This is a genomic window from Vibrio palustris, assembly GCF_024346995.1.
GTDB lineage: Bacteria > Pseudomonadota > Gammaproteobacteria > Enterobacterales > Vibrionaceae > Vibrio > Vibrio palustris.
The window spans coordinates 1,459,541-1,476,441 of sequence record NZ_AP024887.1 but is presented as its reverse complement, the minus strand read 5'-3'; the positions used below and the strand labels follow the sequence as shown (position 1 = coordinate 1,476,441).

Annotated in this window: 16 protein-coding genes; 8 read left to right on the top strand and 8 right to left on the bottom strand. The window is 43.3% G+C overall.

Going from position 1 to position 16,901, the window contains the following annotated elements:
* Nucleotides 1–8: 8 nt before the first annotated feature.
* The gene (gene pheT / locus OCU30_RS06975) at nucleotides 9–2,396 is read left to right on the top strand and encodes a phenylalanine--tRNA ligase subunit beta (RefSeq protein ID WP_077312766.1); all 2,388 of its coding nucleotides are present in this window, start codon (nucleotides 9–11) and stop codon (nucleotides 2,394–2,396) included.
* A gap of 448 nt (nucleotides 2,397–2,844) precedes the next feature.
* A complete protein-coding gene (ihfA, locus tag OCU30_RS06970; RefSeq protein WP_077312767.1) occupies nucleotides 2,845–3,141 on the top strand; it encodes an integration host factor subunit alpha in 297 nt (98 codons plus the stop codon).
* A 75-nt stretch (nucleotides 3,142–3,216) separates the two neighbouring features.
* On the opposite strand, the gene OCU30_RS06965 is transcribed toward ihfA, so the two are convergent.
* Nucleotides 3,217–3,996 carry a RelA/SpoT domain-containing protein gene (locus tag OCU30_RS06965; protein ID WP_077312769.1) on the bottom strand — a complete coding sequence of 260 codons (780 nt, stop codon included), beginning with the start codon at nucleotides 3,994–3,996 and terminating at the stop codon, nucleotides 3,217–3,219.
* A 344-nt stretch (nucleotides 3,997–4,340) separates the two neighbouring features.
* Here OCU30_RS06965 and OCU30_RS06960 point away from each other — a divergent pair, with 344 nt between their 5' ends.
* The gene (locus OCU30_RS06960) at nucleotides 4,341–4,997 is read left to right on the top strand and encodes a thiopurine S-methyltransferase (RefSeq protein WP_077312771.1); all 657 of its coding nucleotides are present in this window, start codon (nucleotides 4,341–4,343) and stop codon (nucleotides 4,995–4,997) included.
* A gap of 66 nt (nucleotides 4,998–5,063) precedes the next feature.
* Here the strand turns inward: OCU30_RS06960 and purT are convergent, their stop codons facing one another.
* Nucleotides 5,064–6,239: a formate-dependent phosphoribosylglycinamide formyltransferase gene (gene purT, locus OCU30_RS06955; RefSeq protein ID WP_077312773.1), complete on the bottom strand. Its 1,176-nt coding sequence runs from the start codon at nucleotides 6,237–6,239 to the stop codon at nucleotides 5,064–5,066.
* 397 nt (nucleotides 6,240–6,636) lie between these two features.
* On the opposite strand from purT, the gene OCU30_RS06950 reads away from it, so the two are divergent.
* Together OCU30_RS06950 and OCU30_RS06945 are read left to right on the top strand one after the other, a co-directional pair.
* On the top strand, nucleotides 6,637–7,323 hold the full coding sequence (locus OCU30_RS06950; RefSeq protein WP_205408771.1) for a DUF1045 domain-containing protein: 687 nt from the start codon (nucleotides 6,637–6,639) through the stop codon (nucleotides 7,321–7,323).
* 61 nt (nucleotides 7,324–7,384) lie between these two features.
* Nucleotides 7,385–7,777 carry a thiol-disulfide oxidoreductase DCC family protein gene (locus OCU30_RS06945; protein ID WP_077312777.1) on the top strand — a complete coding sequence of 131 codons (393 nt, stop codon included), beginning with the start codon at nucleotides 7,385–7,387 and terminating at the stop codon, nucleotides 7,775–7,777.
* An 87-nt stretch (nucleotides 7,778–7,864) separates the two neighbouring features.
* On the opposite strand, the gene cdd is transcribed toward OCU30_RS06945, so the two are convergent.
* The 4 genes from cdd to sbcB all read right to left on the bottom strand — a co-directional run bounded on the left by cdd (nucleotide 7,865) and on the right by sbcB (nucleotide 11,449).
* A complete protein-coding gene (gene cdd, locus OCU30_RS06940) occupies nucleotides 7,865–8,761 on the bottom strand; it encodes a cytidine deaminase (protein WP_077312779.1) in 897 nt (298 codons plus the stop codon).
* Between the two features lie 169 nt (nucleotides 8,762–8,930).
* Nucleotides 8,931–9,617 (bottom strand): LrgB family protein, encoded by a 687-nt coding sequence (locus OCU30_RS06935; protein ID WP_077312781.1) that lies wholly within the window; start codon nucleotides 9,615–9,617, stop codon nucleotides 8,931–8,933.
* Nucleotides 9,617–10,006 carry a CidA/LrgA family protein gene (locus tag OCU30_RS06930; protein ID WP_077312783.1) on the bottom strand — a complete coding sequence of 130 codons (390 nt, stop codon included), beginning with the start codon at nucleotides 10,004–10,006 and terminating at the stop codon, nucleotides 9,617–9,619. Before OCU30_RS06930 ends, OCU30_RS06935 begins: the two co-directional genes overlap by 1 nt.
* Before the next feature lie 18 nt (nucleotides 10,007–10,024).
* Nucleotides 10,025–11,449, bottom strand: a complete 1,425-nt coding sequence (sbcB, locus tag OCU30_RS06925; RefSeq protein WP_077312785.1) for an exodeoxyribonuclease I — start codon at nucleotides 11,447–11,449, stop codon at nucleotides 10,025–10,027.
* 292 nt (nucleotides 11,450–11,741) lie between these two features.
* Here sbcB and OCU30_RS06920 point away from each other — a divergent pair, with 292 nt between their 5' ends.
* Nucleotides 11,742–12,074, top strand: a complete 333-nt coding sequence (locus tag OCU30_RS06920; RefSeq protein WP_077312787.1) for a hypothetical protein — start codon at nucleotides 11,742–11,744, stop codon at nucleotides 12,072–12,074.
* Between the two features lie 287 nt (nucleotides 12,075–12,361).
* Nucleotides 12,362–12,838, top strand: a complete 477-nt coding sequence (locus tag OCU30_RS06915; RefSeq protein WP_077312789.1) for a LabA-like NYN domain-containing protein — start codon at nucleotides 12,362–12,364, stop codon at nucleotides 12,836–12,838.
* Between the two features lie 66 nt (nucleotides 12,839–12,904).
* Here the strand turns inward: OCU30_RS06915 and OCU30_RS06910 are convergent, their stop codons facing one another.
* Nucleotides 12,905–13,660, bottom strand: a complete 756-nt coding sequence (locus OCU30_RS06910) for a DUF2076 domain-containing protein (RefSeq protein WP_077312791.1) — start codon at nucleotides 13,658–13,660, stop codon at nucleotides 12,905–12,907.
* Between the two features lie 238 nt (nucleotides 13,661–13,898).
* Between OCU30_RS06910 and yegD the strand changes: the two genes are divergently transcribed.
* A complete protein-coding gene (yegD, locus tag OCU30_RS06905; RefSeq protein WP_077313660.1) occupies nucleotides 13,899–15,251 on the top strand; it encodes a molecular chaperone in 1,353 nt (450 codons plus the stop codon).
* Between the two features lie 299 nt (nucleotides 15,252–15,550).
* Here the strand turns inward: yegD and OCU30_RS06900 are convergent, their stop codons facing one another.
* The gene (locus OCU30_RS06900) at nucleotides 15,551–15,982 is read right to left on the bottom strand and encodes a hypothetical protein (protein ID WP_077312803.1); all 432 of its coding nucleotides are present in this window, start codon (nucleotides 15,980–15,982) and stop codon (nucleotides 15,551–15,553) included.
* Nucleotides 15,983–16,901: the final 919 nt, after the last annotated feature.

Here is a 16,901-nt window from a genome sequence, read left to right as displayed (position 1 = left end):
TAATCACTATGAAATTCAGCGAAACATGGCTTCGTGAGTGGGTGAACCCTGCGGTCACGACTGACGAACTGACACACCAAGTAACGATGGCCGGTTTGGAAGTGGATGATGTGCTTCCTGTTGCGGGCGAATTTAGCGGCGTAAAAGTCGGTCAAGTGGTTGAGTGTGCTCAACACCCAGATGCAGATAAATTGCGTGTGACCAAGATTGACGTTGGTGCAGACGAGTTACTTGATATCGTGTGTGGTGCGTCTAACTGTCGCCAAGGTATCAAAGTTGCGGTAGCAACTGTTGGTGCCGTCTTGCCTGGTGACTTCAAAATTAAAAAAGCGAAACTACGAGGTCAGCCTTCTCATGGCATGCTGTGTTCATTTACTGAGCTTGGTATTGACATTGAGTCAGACGGCATCATGGAATTAGCTGATGATGCGGTTCTTGGTACGGACTTCCGTGAATTCCTTGGTTTAGATGATGTCACGATTGATGTTGACTTGACTGCTAACCGTGCGGATTGTTTTAGCATTCGTGGTTTAGCGCGTGAAGTTGGTGTATTAAATCGTACAGACGTAAGCGAACTCGAATTTGCCTCTGTGGCAGAAACGATAGCTGACACAGTGGCGGTCGACGTTCAAGCGCCTGCAGCCTGTCCTCGCTATCTAAGTCGTGTCATCAAAAATGTCGACGCGAGTGCGCAAACACCATTATGGATGCAAGAAAAATTGCGCCGTTGTGGTATCCGTAGTGTTGATGCCATTGTTGATGTCACTAACTACGTAATGCTGGAACAAGGCCAACCAATGCACGCTTTCGATCTGGCTAAGATTGACGGTGGTGTTGTGGTTCGCATGGCGACGGCGGGTGAAAAACTGACGTTACTTGATGGTTCAGAAGCGGAACTTCAAGAGGGGACTCTCGTGGTTGCCGATCACACTAAAGCGCTGGCTTTAGCGGGTATTTTTGGTGGTCAAGACTCTGGCGTTAGTACGGCAACCCAAGATATTATGTTGGAGTGTGCTTTCTTTACTCCGGCGGCCATCCGTGGACGTGCCCGTGAATATGGTCTGCATACCGACTCTTCGCTGCGTTTTGAACGTGGTGTGGATTATGAGCTACAAGCGGTTGCGATGGAACGAGCAACTCAACTACTGGTTGAGATCTGTGGCGGTAACGTGGCACCTGTTGTCACGGCAGAAGCGCAAGCTGAACTACCGCAAGCCAACAAAGTTGCGCTTCGTCGTAGCAAACTAGATGATCTGTTAGGTCATCATATTAGCGATGCGGATGTCGTCGAAATTCTACAACGTTTGGGTCTGACTGTAACAAGCACGGACTCGGGCTGGGAAGCAACGGCACCAAGCTGGCGTTTCGATATTGCTATTGAGCAAGATTTGATTGAGGAAGTGGGTCGTATCTACGGTTATGACAACATTCCAAATCAATCTCCGGTTGCGGCTTTAAGCATGAACCTGCACAAAGAAGCCAACATGCCGTTGAAACGTGTTCGTGACTTGTTGGTTGATCGTGGTTTCCATGAAGCGATCACATATAGCTTCGTTGAGCCAGAGCAGCAAAAACTGACGGTGCCAGGTGTTGAGCCATTAGTGCTGCCTAACCCAATCTCTGCTGATATGTCAGCTATGCGTTTGGGATTAATGCAAGGCTTGTTGAACACTGTCGTACGTAATCAAAAGCGTCAACAACCTCGCGTTCGTCTGTTTGAGTATGGTTTACGTTTTACTCCAGATACTACTGCTGAAAACGGTATGCGCCAAGAGCCAATGTTGGCAGGTGTACTTGCAGGCAACCGCAGTGAAGAGCACTGGGATATCGCGACGGCAACCGTTGATTTCTTCGACCTCAAAGGCGATGTTGAAGCAATCCTTGAGTTAACAGCCAATGAAAAAGCCTATCACTTTGAAGCGGTAAAACATCCCGCTTTACATCCTGGTCAAAGCGCAGCAGTGATGCTGGATGGTAAAAAGATCGGTGTGATTGGGACAGTTCATCCTGAACTTGAGCGTAAGTTTGGTTTGAATGGTCGTACGGTTGTCTTTGAAATTGAGTGGAATGCGATTGCAACTCGTGTGATCCCTGAAGCGGTTTCTTTGTCAAAATTCCCGGCTAACCGTCGTGATATTGCGGTCGTAGTTGATGAAAATACAGCTTCTGATGTGATTGTCCAAGCGTGTAAGAATGCAGGTGGCACATTGCTCAAAGACGCACAGTTATTTGATGTTTATGTGGGTAAAGGCATCGATGATGGTAAGAAGAGTCTGGCGATTGCGCTGAGTCTCCAATCAACGGAACGTACACTAGAAGAAGCTGACATTAGTGCTTCTGTTGACGCTATTGTTACCGAAATTGGTGAGAAATTTGGTGCAACATTGCGTGACTAATTGTTAGCTGCACCGCAAAAACAAAAAGCGGGCCTCGTCAAGAGGTCCGCTTTTTTGTGAGTAGTGGAAATTCATGACTTGAAATGTCATGGTTTTGTCATGTAAGGTGATGATATTTCAGAAAAATAAAATTTTTTTTGAAAATAAAATTTTCTATTAAAAAATGACATTCAGTTTTTAATACTGCGTATGGTATAAAAAAAGATAAATTACCTGTAAAATACCTATGAATTGACATATTTCGACGTCAAATATCGGTATATTGACATTTATATGCGTCTCAAATTTGTTAGTAACAAATTTTTTTGAGTGAAAAAAGTTGGCGAAAATCATAAGCTTGGCATACACTTTTCAGGTGCTGTCGATAGGTTGTTGATTCGGCAAGGCAATTATTGCCAAGGCGCTGTCGATAGGACAGCAAGATTAACTAAGCTTTGAGGGAAGTTTTATGGCGCTCACAAAAGCCGATCTGGCAGAAAGCCTCTTTGAAGAATTGGGTTTTAGCAAACGTGATGCCAAGGAAACGGTGGAAGTGTTTTTTGAAGAAGTTCGTAAAGCACTAGAAAGTGGAGAACAGGTAAAGCTCTCAGGATTTGGAAACTTTGACCTGCGTGATAAAAATCAACGTCCTGGTCGTAACCCTAAAACAGGGGAAGATATTCCGATTTCAGCTCGCCGCGTTGTAACGTTCCGCCCTGGGCAGAAATTAAAAGCCCGAGTCGAGAACATTAAGAGCGCGAATTAAGTTTCGAGCAAAGAAAGACCACGCTTTTAGGCGTGGTCTTTATGTTTGAGTCATAAGAATTATTGTATGGGCGTGTTACGCAGCTTGAAGCTGGGTGGTAATGTATGGATGCCATGCGTTTTGATATAAGTTCTTTGCTTGGGCTCGTAACTGTTCAATTTTTGCCCGTTCTAACTCTGTGAGATCTCGTTGCTGAGCCGCAGCAGTACGTTCTAATGTTTGAATATTTTCATAAATGCGATGTTCTTCGCCGCTTTTCACTTTCTCTATCCCTTTTAAATGTAACTGCACTTCTGCGATTAACTGTGTTTTAGGCAGTCTAACCAATATATTTAAGTCTCGATAACCTGATGGCGTGGGATTTTTGAAGCGATTTTTTACTTTCACTATGGTGGCTGAGCGACGTAACATTTCATATGCTTGAACCAAACTCGGTACATCGTTAGCCACGATTGTGGCACGAGCTAAATCGGTGATACGCTCATTTTGACCGGCAAAGTCAGCGGCGATTTTTTGTTGTGCTCTTTCACGAGATTTGACGCCACAAGTGAATGGGGTAGTGCCTGTGAGCATAGCGGTTTTTTTGCATAAGTTTGTGAGCTCGTGCTGCGCTTGATGAGATTTACTGTACAACACATCAAAATCACGATAAGGCTGTAGTGGTGTTGATGATATAGATTGAATGCCATACAACCCACTTAAGCTGTGTTTAAAAACTTCAGAGCTGATTTCACTTTGAGATTCCGTACTGCGATTGTCTTCGACATTCGTATCAACGGGCATGGCGGCCGCGAATGCGGGGGCACGGCTTAAAATTAACAGCATGAGTGCCGTGGTACGCAATAAGAGGTTCATATACTCTCCTTAAGCTATAACGCTGTTTGAGTCAGAAGGGGCACGAAAAGGATTCATGACTGTCACTCGCGAAAGTTACTAGCTCTTTGCTACTCTCTTTATATCTGGTCTGGTATGAAAAAAACAATACCTATGACCAGAAACTGACAATGGTTTGCAATTGAGAGCACGTTATTTAACGAACTGACCCTTGTTATCACTTCACAACGACGATAGATGAGACCAGTTACGTGGACGCTTGAGCAGATTTTAGGCTATAAATGTGATGAGGTTGTGTTAGAGGCTATCGTTTTTTGGGGCGATAAGTTAGGCTTAGCTACCTGTAAAATCGAAGAGAGTACAACATGCAAGATCCTGAATTCTGGCACCAAAAGTGGGCGGACAACAAAATTGGTTTTCATATGGGGGATGTGCATCCTTTTCTTGCTAAATATTGGTCAGCACTTTCTCCACAAAGAGGCGAGCGTGTGCTGGTTCCACTCTGTGGTAAAAGTGAAGATTTAGTCTGGCTCGCGGAGCGTCATGATGAAGTCGTTGGTGTTGAGCTTAGCCCGATTGCAGTTCGTGCCTTCTTCGCAGAACATTTATACACGCCGTTAGTGACTCAACTAAGTAGCGCCCATGAACTGTATCAATTTGATGAGTTATCGATTTATACCGGAGACTTCTTTGTTGCCCCATTAGAATCGGCCGATTTAGTTTATGATCGCGCCGCATTGATTGCTTTACCTGCTGCCATGCGTGTCGAATACGCTGAGCGTATAAAACGCTTGCTTTCCCCACAAGGCCGACTATTAATTGTGACGTTAGATTACCCACAGGAAGAAATGGCTGGACCTCCGTTTAGTGTCACTAAGCAAGAATTATGTGAGTTATTTGCGGGGTTTGAAGTGACGTTACTCGATAGTGATGAGGCTGATGAGCAGCACGCTAAGCGTGCCGAGCAAGGCTTGTCTCGTTTTGCGGAACATGTTTGGATGATTACTGCTGAAAAGCAATAACCATCCCATACTCCCAGGCCATAAACACGGTGTGCTATTCGACACCGTGTCTTAGTTGCCAGCTACTCAGTAATGAATGTTAACCGCTTTGGCACAGTCGGTTGCACGGTCAATCGCTTTTTCTAAGCTCTTACCACGGGCAAGGGCGACACCAAGGCGGCGGCGACCGTCGATTTCTGGTTTCGCAAATAGTCTCACTTGTGAATTAGGCACGAGCAATGCGTGATCTAGGCCACTATAGCTTAGGTTTTTTGACGTCCCTTGGCCTAATATCGCCGCTGATGCGCTAGCACCGTATTGGGTAATATCGCCAATAGGTAAGCCAGTGAACGCTCGCACATGGAGTGCAAACTCAGATAAATCTTGCGAAACGAGTGTGACCAAGCCAGTATCATGTGGACGTGGTGATACTTCGTTGAAAACAACAGTATTACCTTTTACAAACAGCTCAACCCCAAACAGGCCGTAGCCGCCTAAAGCATTCACAATTTCTTCAGCGACATATTCGGCGGCTTTACGGGCATTTTCAGACATGGCTTGTGGTTGCCAAGATTCACGGTAGTCGCCGTCTTCTTGACGATGCCCGACAGGAGCACAGAAATGGACACCATCAACGGCACGGACGGTGAGTAGGGTGATTTCGTAATCAAAGTCGATGAATCCCTCAACGATCACGCGACCGGCACCGCTACGACCACCTGCTTGCGCGTAATCCCATGCGGTTTGTATATCTTCGGGGGTTTTAATGACACTTTGGCCTTTACCTGAGGAGCTCATGACGGGCTTACACACACATGGAATACCAACGGCTTCGACACCAGCAGCAAACTCTTCATACGTATCGGCAAATCGGAAAGGAGAGGTTGGCAAAGAAAGCGTTTCGGCAGCTAGACGGCGAATACCCTCACGGTCCATGGTAAGACGTGTTGCATTCGCAGTAGGGACGACGTTAAAACCACGCTGTTCCAATTCGATCAGTTTTGTCGTTGCAATCGCTTCGACTTCAGGAACGATATAGTGCGGCTGCTCTTTCTCTATCACGGTTTGCAGCATATCGCCATCAAGCATATTAAAAACATGACGACGATGAGCAATTTGCATAGCCGGTGCGTTATCATATCTATCGCAGGCGATAACCTCTAAACCAAGGCGCTGGCATTCAATCGCGACTTCTTTACCCAACTCTCCAGAACCAAGAAGTAAGACACGAGTAGCATTTGTTCGCGTGGCGGTTCCCAACATAAAAGTCCTTCCCAATGTGTAATGCTAAGTAATAAACACGGCACATCATACGGATTTTAATGTAAAAAGCAAACGTTTGCGCAACAAGTTTTTAATGGGTATAGATACTATTCAAGGCAACCTTATCAGTGAATCCTGACGTTGTTTATGACGTTTCATCGCGTTCTATGCTATTGAAACGCCGCGCTCTATCGTGTGTCTCTATACTCGTCCTAAAGGGCATCGTTAATTTCGTCATCACTAGAATGTCATATGCAAACCGTATATTCTTGCTTATGCAAAACGTACAGAGAATTCTATCTTACCGTCAGTAGGTTAACGAAGAAATCCAGATATCCAATCACAGATTGATTGGGTTAAACTCGCTATTATTAAATTTGATATCTATGAGGAAATTATGTCAAGGATGAAAGCTACAGTGGTTACGTGTTTCGTTAGTGGGATGGCGGTATTACCCGCGATGGTACAGGCTGAGAGTATTGATATCTTTGCGATACCTTCAGATAATGTTGTCAACGTGGTAAAAGAAACCAGTGAAACGTTGCACTCTTATGGTATAGAGAGCTTTTACCGTCAAGGTAAACCCGTGCACATTACCTTGTATCTCACGGATTTCCCAGTGTCTGCAAAAGAGCGAATTACGCAGATTGCGCAGCAATTTGCACAGACTCATCAAGCATTCCCCATCTCGGCACATGGTGTGACGGTCACTAAAGGTCACTGGGCATTTGTCGATGTCGACCAAAACGCAGCACTACAACGGTTAGCCGATGAAATAACGTTGGCGATGGAGCCGCTGCGTTCGCCAAATCCTGAGATGCCGAATTGGGTAAAGGCGTTTCCAAATAAACAATCTGCATTTGAACGTTACGGAAGTCCGAATGTATTTCAAAATTTCGCGCCTCACTTGACGCTAGTGGGGGCAGAGAAGAACCCGAAATTAGCGAAATTTGCACAAGCCATGGAAAAAACACCCCCTCAAGCTCATGGTAAAATTGTGGGAATCGGCGTGGGGGTGACCGATAAATGGGGGCAGCAAAAAACCATTTTAGGTGAATATCGTTTCTCGCCCGCGCAGCCATAGTGAGTCAGGGATAGGTGTGCTACAGTGTAGATCAATTCAACACACGACTAGGGGTGAAATGATGACGTCATTAATCGTATTTTATGATGGAACTTGTCCTTTGTGTGCGAAAGAAATGAACCACCTACGTAAACTCGATACTCAGCAACGTCTGCACTTAGTCGATCTACACAGTGAAGAGTTTGCTCAGTTTCCCGATATCGATCCGGTGAGTGCGAGTGAAATCTTACATGCGGTAGATAAACAAGGCCGTTTGTTATTAGGACTGGATGCTGTACATAAAGCATGGCAAATGGTTGGTCGAGGCTGGCTATATGCGCCTTTACGTTGGCGATTGATTCGTCCAGTGGCTGATTGGTGCTATTTCTTTTTCGCGCGCCATCGTTACCGTATTTCGTTTTTATTTACCGGTACATCTCGCTGCGACAATGGACAGTGTTCAACGAAAAAATAATGAATTACTGCGCTGTAATAACGAAAGCCCTTGCACGAATACTCGTGCAAGGGCTTTATTGTTATGGTATTGCCTGTCTAAATGCGGTTATTCTTTAGGCACTTCGGCATAGCTAAATTCAATATCAGGATTTAATCCATCAAGCGTAGCTTGTGTGGTATCCAAGTGGCTAATGGGCGTATTGGCCATTTCGACCAATGCTACGTGCGTAACCTGTGAAAATTCAAGACCTGCCATACGCATTTGTACCAGCGCCACTTGCAGTGGTGGTAAACTTGGATTAAAAGCCGCGTTTTCTGCATAGGCGCCTTTGAAAACCTCACCATTAACGGCGCTCAGGGCGATACCACTGAAGTTTTTAGTGTAAGGAGCATGGCTTATGCTTAATGCAGCTAAAGCATCTTGTAACAGTGGCTCTTCAAATGCATAGTCAAAGTGACGATCGGCTGGATCCATAAGGCGTTGTTTTATGCCTAAATCGTCAGGCCCAAATGACTCGGGTAAATAATGTTGCAGTGATAGTTCTTCGCGCTGGGGTAACTGAATATTCAGTGACGGGGCTGTGGTTAATTCATTCATAAACTGTCGGCAATGACCACACGGAGTGTGATTGACCGTCACGTCTTTGATCCCGGTTTCACCTTTCATCCATGCATGGCTAATTCCCGCTTGCTCAGCATGAATCGATTGGCCTAATTGCACTCCAGAAAACTCCATATTGGCGCCAAAATATAAAGTGCCACTTAAGCCACGTACAATAGCACCAACAAAAAACTGCGAGATAGGTACATGAGCGTAGCATGCCGCTAAAGGCAGCAGCGCGACGCGCAAATCCGCATCCGTGAAGCCAGAGCGATGGAGAAGTGTATCAAATTGAAGACTAGAGATTGTCGCGTCAAAATCGTCGGCTAAAACAATCGGAGTTAGGGAGTCGGCGATAGACTCTGGTAGACGGCTTAGTGCCTGCTCGAGTAACTCTTTCATTGGAGCATCCTAGATTGATTATGGATGATCAGTTTAGGGGATGTATCAATCAATGAAGTGATTCACGTCACAATTTTGATGAGAACTGGGTTGTTAATTACATTAGTTGCTCTAAATCACATCGAATAAATCTAAAACGCCAACGTTGTTAACGCATTTTTGGTGTCGCTTAATTCAATAGTTGGTTAAGCCATAAGACCAATGTGAATAAGAAAGGGGCGAGAATCGATGTGATAACGCCACATAGTACTAAAGCTAATGAACTGAATGCGCCATCTCTAGCATTTGTTTCAGCGCAGGTGGCTGTACCGAGTGCGTGCGAGACGGACCCCATGGATAATCCCTTAGCCAGTGAATGCTCAATGTTAAAAAACCGGAAAATAGGGTAGCCCATAATCGCGCCAAATAGTCCGACGAGCATGACGACGATCGCTGCAATTGACGGTTCTCCACCAAGGTTTCTCGCGACTTCCATTGCAATTGGAGTCGTTACGGATTTTGCCATCAAAGAGGCGATGAGATGTACATCAGTATGTAACAGCACGGCAATGATACTGGCCGTAAGCATCGACATAATGCTGCTCAAGGTGCACGCCAACAAAATAATCCGCCAGTTAGCACGAATTTGCGGCAACTGTTCATAAAGAGGGAAAGCTAAGGCGACCACCGCTGGACCTAAAAGTTGGCTTAGATAGATATTATCGGCATAGTATGTTTGAAAAGGGACGTGTAATACCATTAATAAGCTTATTAGTAATGCTATGCACATCAATAATGGGTTGGCCAGTGGTGATGAAATTTTTGCGCCTAGCCAGCGGCACAAAAAGTACGCCACAATCGTCGCAATAATCCACATTAGTCGCGCTCCTTATGGATTGATTGTTGTTCTTTTTGCGTTATATATTTATCGAGTATCACACTCGATGTCAGTAGCACAATGAGGGTTCCACCAATGGCACTGGCTAAAATAGCCCATGCATTATTGAGCATGAGATCAAAGTGATCCATGAGTCCGACACTGATGGGCACAAATAGCAGCATCATATAACGAATAAAAAAGTGACACCCCGGTTTGACCCAATTTACTGGAGCTATGCCGCTGACGAGCAGAGCGAATAACACCAACATACCAAAGATGCTACCAGGAATAGCGATATCTAACGCATTTTGAATCCAATTACCAATGATAAGACACAGATAAATTAAGGCGAAAGAAACGCAATATTGCAATAATGTTTTAGGCATAATATGGAGATCGTAAAGTTAAGAAGCAATATGTTCTACGTATTGATACACCGCTTTGAGCAGTGCCATTTTATGGGTGTCGCTTTCGTGCTCATGCACTAGGTTTTCTAAGTTGAGCATATAAGATTCAATATTGTTTTCGAAGTAATCGCGACAATGATTTTTCCAGCGATGTTGCTCGCTTTCACTTAATGTCCAAGGAAAGTTGCGAGCACGGTATCGGAACAATAATGGTTCAATACGAGGATCGCTAAACTGGATGTCCAATGCGCCGAGATTTTCCGGATGACTGTCTCGGATGATGGCCATAGCCGCTTTATCCGCAGGCGAAAAAAAGCCATTATATAGTTGCGTATCAACGTCATCATTGGCTGGAAATTCACGTTCGTGCGCAAAAAGATTCACCAGCTTTTCTCGGACTTCTGGGTGGTCACGTAATAGCGCTAGATTCGCTAAACACTGCTGACGGTCAATACCAATATGCGCGGCGTTATCGGCAGTGAGGGTTTTTGCTGGCGCTAAAATTGGACACTTGTTGATATGCACTAATTTTACCGGAACGGGCGATTCGTCAAGCGCTAGGTCATTTTTCTTAGTGTAAAGGCGCGTTAGTAAATCTTCGGCAGAGAGATCTAAGATAACCTGTGGATCTTTGGCTAAGTCGACCACAATAACCGCGTTTTTATTGGTAGGGTGCCAAGCTATTGGGACTATCCAACTTGTATATTGACAGTCACGACCCAGCATACCCGATACATGCATTAGTGGCGTCATATTAACGATATCGATTAAATCGTTCAATGGACGCTTATTGCGCATGCTATAGAAATACTCAAATAATTTTGGTTGAGCTTGTTTGACCTTTTTGGCCATTTCAATTGTGGCGATGACATCGGCTAATGCATCATGGGCATTTTCGTGCTCAATACCATTTTCTTTCGATAAATGTTCGAGTTTAAAGCTAGGATAGCCTTCCTCATTTTGGGGCCATGTGATGCCTTCAGGACGCAATGCATGACAAGCACGCATTACATCTAACAGATCCCAACGAGAATTGCCGTTTTTGTACGCCCATTCATAAGGGTCTAGAAAATTGCGGTATGAGGTATAACGCGTCACTTCATCATCAAAACGAATGTTATTATAACCAACACTCGTGGTGTTTGGTGTGGCGAGTTCTTGATAAATTTTTTGGATAAACTCGGGCTCTGGAACACCTTTCTGCATTGCTAGCTGAGGTTTAATGCCTGTTACTAACGCCGCTTCAGGGTTGGGTAAATAATCTGCAGGCAATTGACAATACAGAACGACAGGTTCGCCAATGATATTGAAATCTTTGTCTGTGCGAATCCCTGCGAACTGGCTTGGCCGATCTTTAGCGGGACTGGTTCCCCACGTTTCATAGTCAAAGAAAAAGAAAGTTGGCTGGTGATCCTGTTGCATGCTTAATTTACCGTTTTTATCAATGGTTCCCTGCTATTAGACCATTGGCGTATACACATAGCAATGCTAGACAAAATAAAAGACCAGATTGAAGGGTATCAAGAGACTCTCGAGTATATAACTGGGCGTATAAAAAATTTGCTAAGCATGCCCTGCGTGTATTAAGTTGAGCATATATTGCAGTACTTACCGAATATCATAATGTTATGTGAGTGAAGCTAGTGCTTCTTCCTCCGTTTTAGAGATAGATCATTCACGTGCATAAAAGAGTCGGCATGATAGGAGTAACACGATGAAAATGATGACTATAAAAGCTTTGCTTTTGACAGCCGCTTTGCTATCACCAGAGGTGTTTGCTTATATGAATCCATCTGCTCACAATATGATGGGGGGAGCAATGATGGATCCAAAAAATCCACAATATCAACGGCATGATAGTGAGAATAAAAAAAGCAATGACTCCAAATCGACCAGCGCTTCACGCAGTAAGATAATGAGCGCCTCTGAACGCGCCCAATTGCGGCGTAAACAGCAACGTGCAGTAGTTAATCAAAAGGAAAGTCAGGCAGCTAAGCAAAATCGTGAGATGTTGTACGGTGAAGATGGCATGCCACTGAGACATTAACTGTCGAAATATAGGAATTCTCGGTGCTGGATTGGGACGTTGTTAACATTCTTATGCATATTGACTTGGTAAAACCGCTGACTCCTTGATTAATCAATGATTATCATCAACACTCTTATTACTGCCTTTGTGTTTATTTCCTCCTACTTGTTAGGAGGAATTTTTTTATACGCTGACATAGCATCGTTATCAATACAGCTTGGTCGCGGTGTCAAACATACCACTCGTACTGTCTTGGTTAAGGCATGAATATGGTATAGTCAGCTTTTTGTCGAAAGGTTCTCTCCATGGAAAAGGTTGTCATCCTAGTTGATGTTCAAAATGTTTATTACACCACTCGCGAAGCCTACCAATGTAACTTTGATTATAACGCGTTTTGGCGCCAAGTGACCGCAAACCGTGAAGTTGTTAAAGCGATTGCTTATGCCATTGATCGTGGGGATGAAAAACAACGTCAGTTTCAAAATATCTTACGAGCGATTGGTTTTGAGGTGAAAACGAAACCGTTTATCCAACGTGCTGACGGTACGGCGAAAGGGGATTGGGATGTTGGAATTACGCTTGATGCTGTTGAATATGGGCAGCAAGCGGATACCGTTGTCTTATTGTCCGGAGATGGCGATTTCAGTTTACTATTAGATCGTCTCTATAAAAATTATGGTTGTATGACCGATGTTTATGGCGTCGCTCCATTAACCGCTTATGCGCTCATTCAATCTGCGACACGGTTTATACCGATAGAAGGCTCGCTATTACTTAAATAAAGACAATAGCAAGCCTTCTATCGCGTTCAGAGAGATTAAACGTGGCGGTAAAGTCGAATTGGAGATTTAACTAAAATCGTCAAAATCACCAAAGCCGCCTCCATCGAAACCACTATCAAAATTATCACCGAACCCGCCATTATCGAACCCATTTGAAAATGGGTCATTGACGTCCATGCTGTTATCCGCAAATCCTTGGTCGCCGAGGTCAGTATTATCAAACCCAGGACTGCCCATGCCATTATCCATAAAATCGGAATTATTCATCATATCGTTAGCTGACCCCATACTTTGAGTTGGGTCATCATTAATAATATCAACGATTTCTTCCGGTCGGTGACTGGAAAACATATCCATCATCATGTTACCCAACATCATGCCGCCAGCCACTCCTGCCGCTGTTTTCAGTGCTCCACCTAAAAAGCTGCTATTTCTTTGATAGCCGCCATACCCTGGTGAATAACCTCCGGGTTGTGTGCCATATTGCCCTGGTCCGAAATCTGGACCACGACCGTAGGAAGTACGAGATCTTCTTGGATTAGGCTTGGTACGATTATTACCACCAAATAAGTTAGAAAAAAAACCGCCTGATGACGTTGTTGTTTGCTGCTCTTGAAGTGTTTCAATTTGAGCTTGTAATTGTTTAATTGTGGCTTCTTGCATAATCATGGTTTGCGCCATGTAGTAGGGGGCCGAAGGTTGTTGTACGACATGCTTTTCAATAAGAGACTCTGCGTCGCGGTCACGATTAGCATTGTCTTTTTCAACTTGACCGAGGCGTTGAAAGAGCTTATCGATAACGGTTTGAGTATGTTTATCCATCGTTTATTCCCATACGTATAATCGAGTAGTCATACTTATTAGTCTATAAAGGTATTACGGAGTTCAAGTTTTATGTGTTTAGAAATGTAATATTCGTATTGATAAGGGGTGGTCGCTACCCATTTTGTCCAGTATCGCTATGAGTCGACTACAGCTTAAAAGTGACGATGTCACAAAGTGGTGTTTAGAGAAAAATACAGGTAAAGTGGCGAGCTATTTTGAGCTAGGGGAGAATGTTATGTTTATTGGGTTTGATTATGGGACGTCGAGTTGTTCGGTTGCTTCGATACATAATGGGCAGCCTACGCCTATTCCGATTGAAGGTGATGACATTTATATCCCCTCGACATTGGCAGCCCCGAGCAGAGAATCAGTATCAGAAAGTTTATTCCGTTTCTATAATATTGTACCCGATACGCCAGAACGTAAGGCGTCACTCAGACGAGCTATTGCATTTAATCAAGAAGAAGGCATTGAGTTAACACGTGATGATATGACCTTTGGTAATGCAGCATTAAACCAATATCTGAGCGATCCAGAGTTTACTTACTATGTGAAATCGCCTAAATCTTTTTTAGGAAGCTCAGGGTTGCGTGATGCTCAACTACAATTTTTTGAAGACCTCGTGTGTGCCATGATGGCGAATATTAAACAGCGCAGCGAACAGCAATTACACACCCAAATCACCGATGCGGTGATAGGTCGTCCAGTGCACTTCCAAGGCAGTGGTAGTGATGATGCGAATCAACAAGCACAAACGATTTTGTTAAGTGCAGCGCACCGAGTCGGCTTTAAAAATGTTGAGTTTCAATTGGAACCTGTTGCTGCGGGCCTGGAGTTTGAAGCCTCATTATCTGAAGATAAAACGGTGTTGATTGTCGATATTGGTGGTGGTACTACAGACTGCTCGATGTTGAAAATGGGGCCCAGTTATCGATATAACACCGATCGCTCTCGCTCGATACTTGGTCATACCGGTCAACGTGTTGGCGGCAACGATTTAGATATTCACCTCGCATTTCGTCAAATGATGACAGAGTTCGGCTTGGGTTCACTCATGAATTCTGGCTTAGAAATGCCAATAACCCAATTTTGGAATCCAGTAGCCATTAATGATGTCCCGGCGCAAACCGACTTTTATTCACAAGCGAATCTCAAACGCCTTGCCGAGCTTAAAAAGCAAGCGAAACAGCCAGAAAAGCTTGCCCGTTTGTTACAACTGTATCATGCGATTTTAGGACATGGTGTCGTTAGGCGTGCAGAAGAAGCTAAAATCGCGTTATCACAAACCCATGAGATACAATCATCATTGGACTTTCTGTCAGATACTGTGAACGTGACGATTACTCGCGAGGCGATGATGGAAGCGATTGAATCACCTAAAAGCAAGATGATGCGTTTGGTAAAAGAAGCCGTTGTGCAAAGTGGTGTTACTCCGGATGTCATTTATATGACTGGAGGCTCTGCTAAATCACCCATATTACGTCAGGCAGTCAGCGAATTATTACCCAATGTTGAAGTGATTGCTGGCAATGATTTCGGTTCAGTGACTGCGGGCTTAGCTCGTTGGGCAGAGACGTGCTTTGCATAGTGGTAATGTTATTTATTGCAAAATGCGAATGTATATAATTTCTGTTTTAAGCCGTTGAATCACAGAGATAAATAAGAATAATAATAGATTCTGAGTGTTATTTTGTTTTTATTTATCCAGCTGGTATTTGATAGGAATGCTATTTGATTAATTAATATAAATGGAGGGTAATTTATATTAATTTTAACTATAATATGACAAACGTTGTTATTTTATGACTTTTTGCTGACATTGTTATGTGCGTATTAAAAAATAAAAAGGCTCCCAATAGGGAGCCTTTTCTACAATCTATGAGCGAATTATTTTACGCTTTTGATTGTACCTTTGTAGCCCATTACTTTCACGTGTACTTTTTTGAAGATGAAGTAATCTGCTGTTTTAATTTCGTAACGTGGAGCAACGATTAGATCGGCACCAGACGCTTTGATTGCGTTGTAAGCAGCTGCTGATTTAGCAGGCGCTGTTGGATCTGCGAAAGATAGTGCACCGCCGCCTGCGCCGTAGCTTACGCCGTCAACGAAGTGATCGCCAGCACCCCATTTGATAACGCCTGCAAGTACGTTGATAGTTGCTTCGCCAGAGATTTTTTGACCAACTTCGATATCAGCTTTAACTGAAGATTCTACTTTAGTTTGTAGAGCAGTTGATGGCTGGCTAGTGTTGTAAGAAGAACAACCTGCAAGAACAGTAAGAGCGATTGCAGCTGCAGATAGTTTTAGTTTATTAGTCATTGTGTATCCTACTTTGTTTGAAATTAAATCTCTCAGGTAGAGCCTAAAGAAATTTTTAATTAATCGAAGATTTTTAATAAAACAAATTTAAGTAATTTGTTTAAGCCGTTTATTTAACTTTATATAGATTAATAAACCTATGAAATTTTTCAAGGGTGTTTTTATGTGCCCTTTGTTATCTCATCGACGAGACTATAGAGTAAATTTTAAAAAAATAAAACACTCAATTATTAGAAATATCGAGAGATAAAACTCGACTGAGCGATTTATTAAAAAAAGTGTAGTCTCTCTGTCATACTCCATTATGATTATATTTGGAATATGGATCGCAAAATTCGTTTTCATTTTGCAAATAAACACGTAGCTACCTTGTGGATATCTTTTTTCAACGTGTAGAACTCGTCTTGTAAGCGTGGTTTTAAAAAAAAATCCATTTATTAATAATGAGATGAATGTCTCGTTTTGTGATTATTAAAGTAAGTAAATAGTCATTATTTTTTTTACAATCGATGACGGTTACAGTGATCGATTGCTTAATTATTGAGCGATCGTACTAAGTGAGAGCGAAATTTTTCACAAAAACTCTTATTTTTGACCTGTTTTAACGTCGGAATGAGTCATTTTTATTGTCAGAGGAATGTCAACTCCTCATTGTTGATGCTGTGGTTAGAATATTCTCACATTCGCTAGTCCCAGAATGGCATGTTTCTATTTCATTCCGTGAATGGACTTTGTCATCATTTGGAATGAGCTGCGATAACGATCGAGATTTGATGACCTTTGCTTTACTTAAATAGGCAAACCTTTCAAAATGAACGTATGCATCGATATATGCGATCAGCACTGTTGAGTATCTAGGCATGAGAAGTCGTGTCCGTGGTGGGTTCAACTATGATGATCATGTTGAGTTACAACAGGA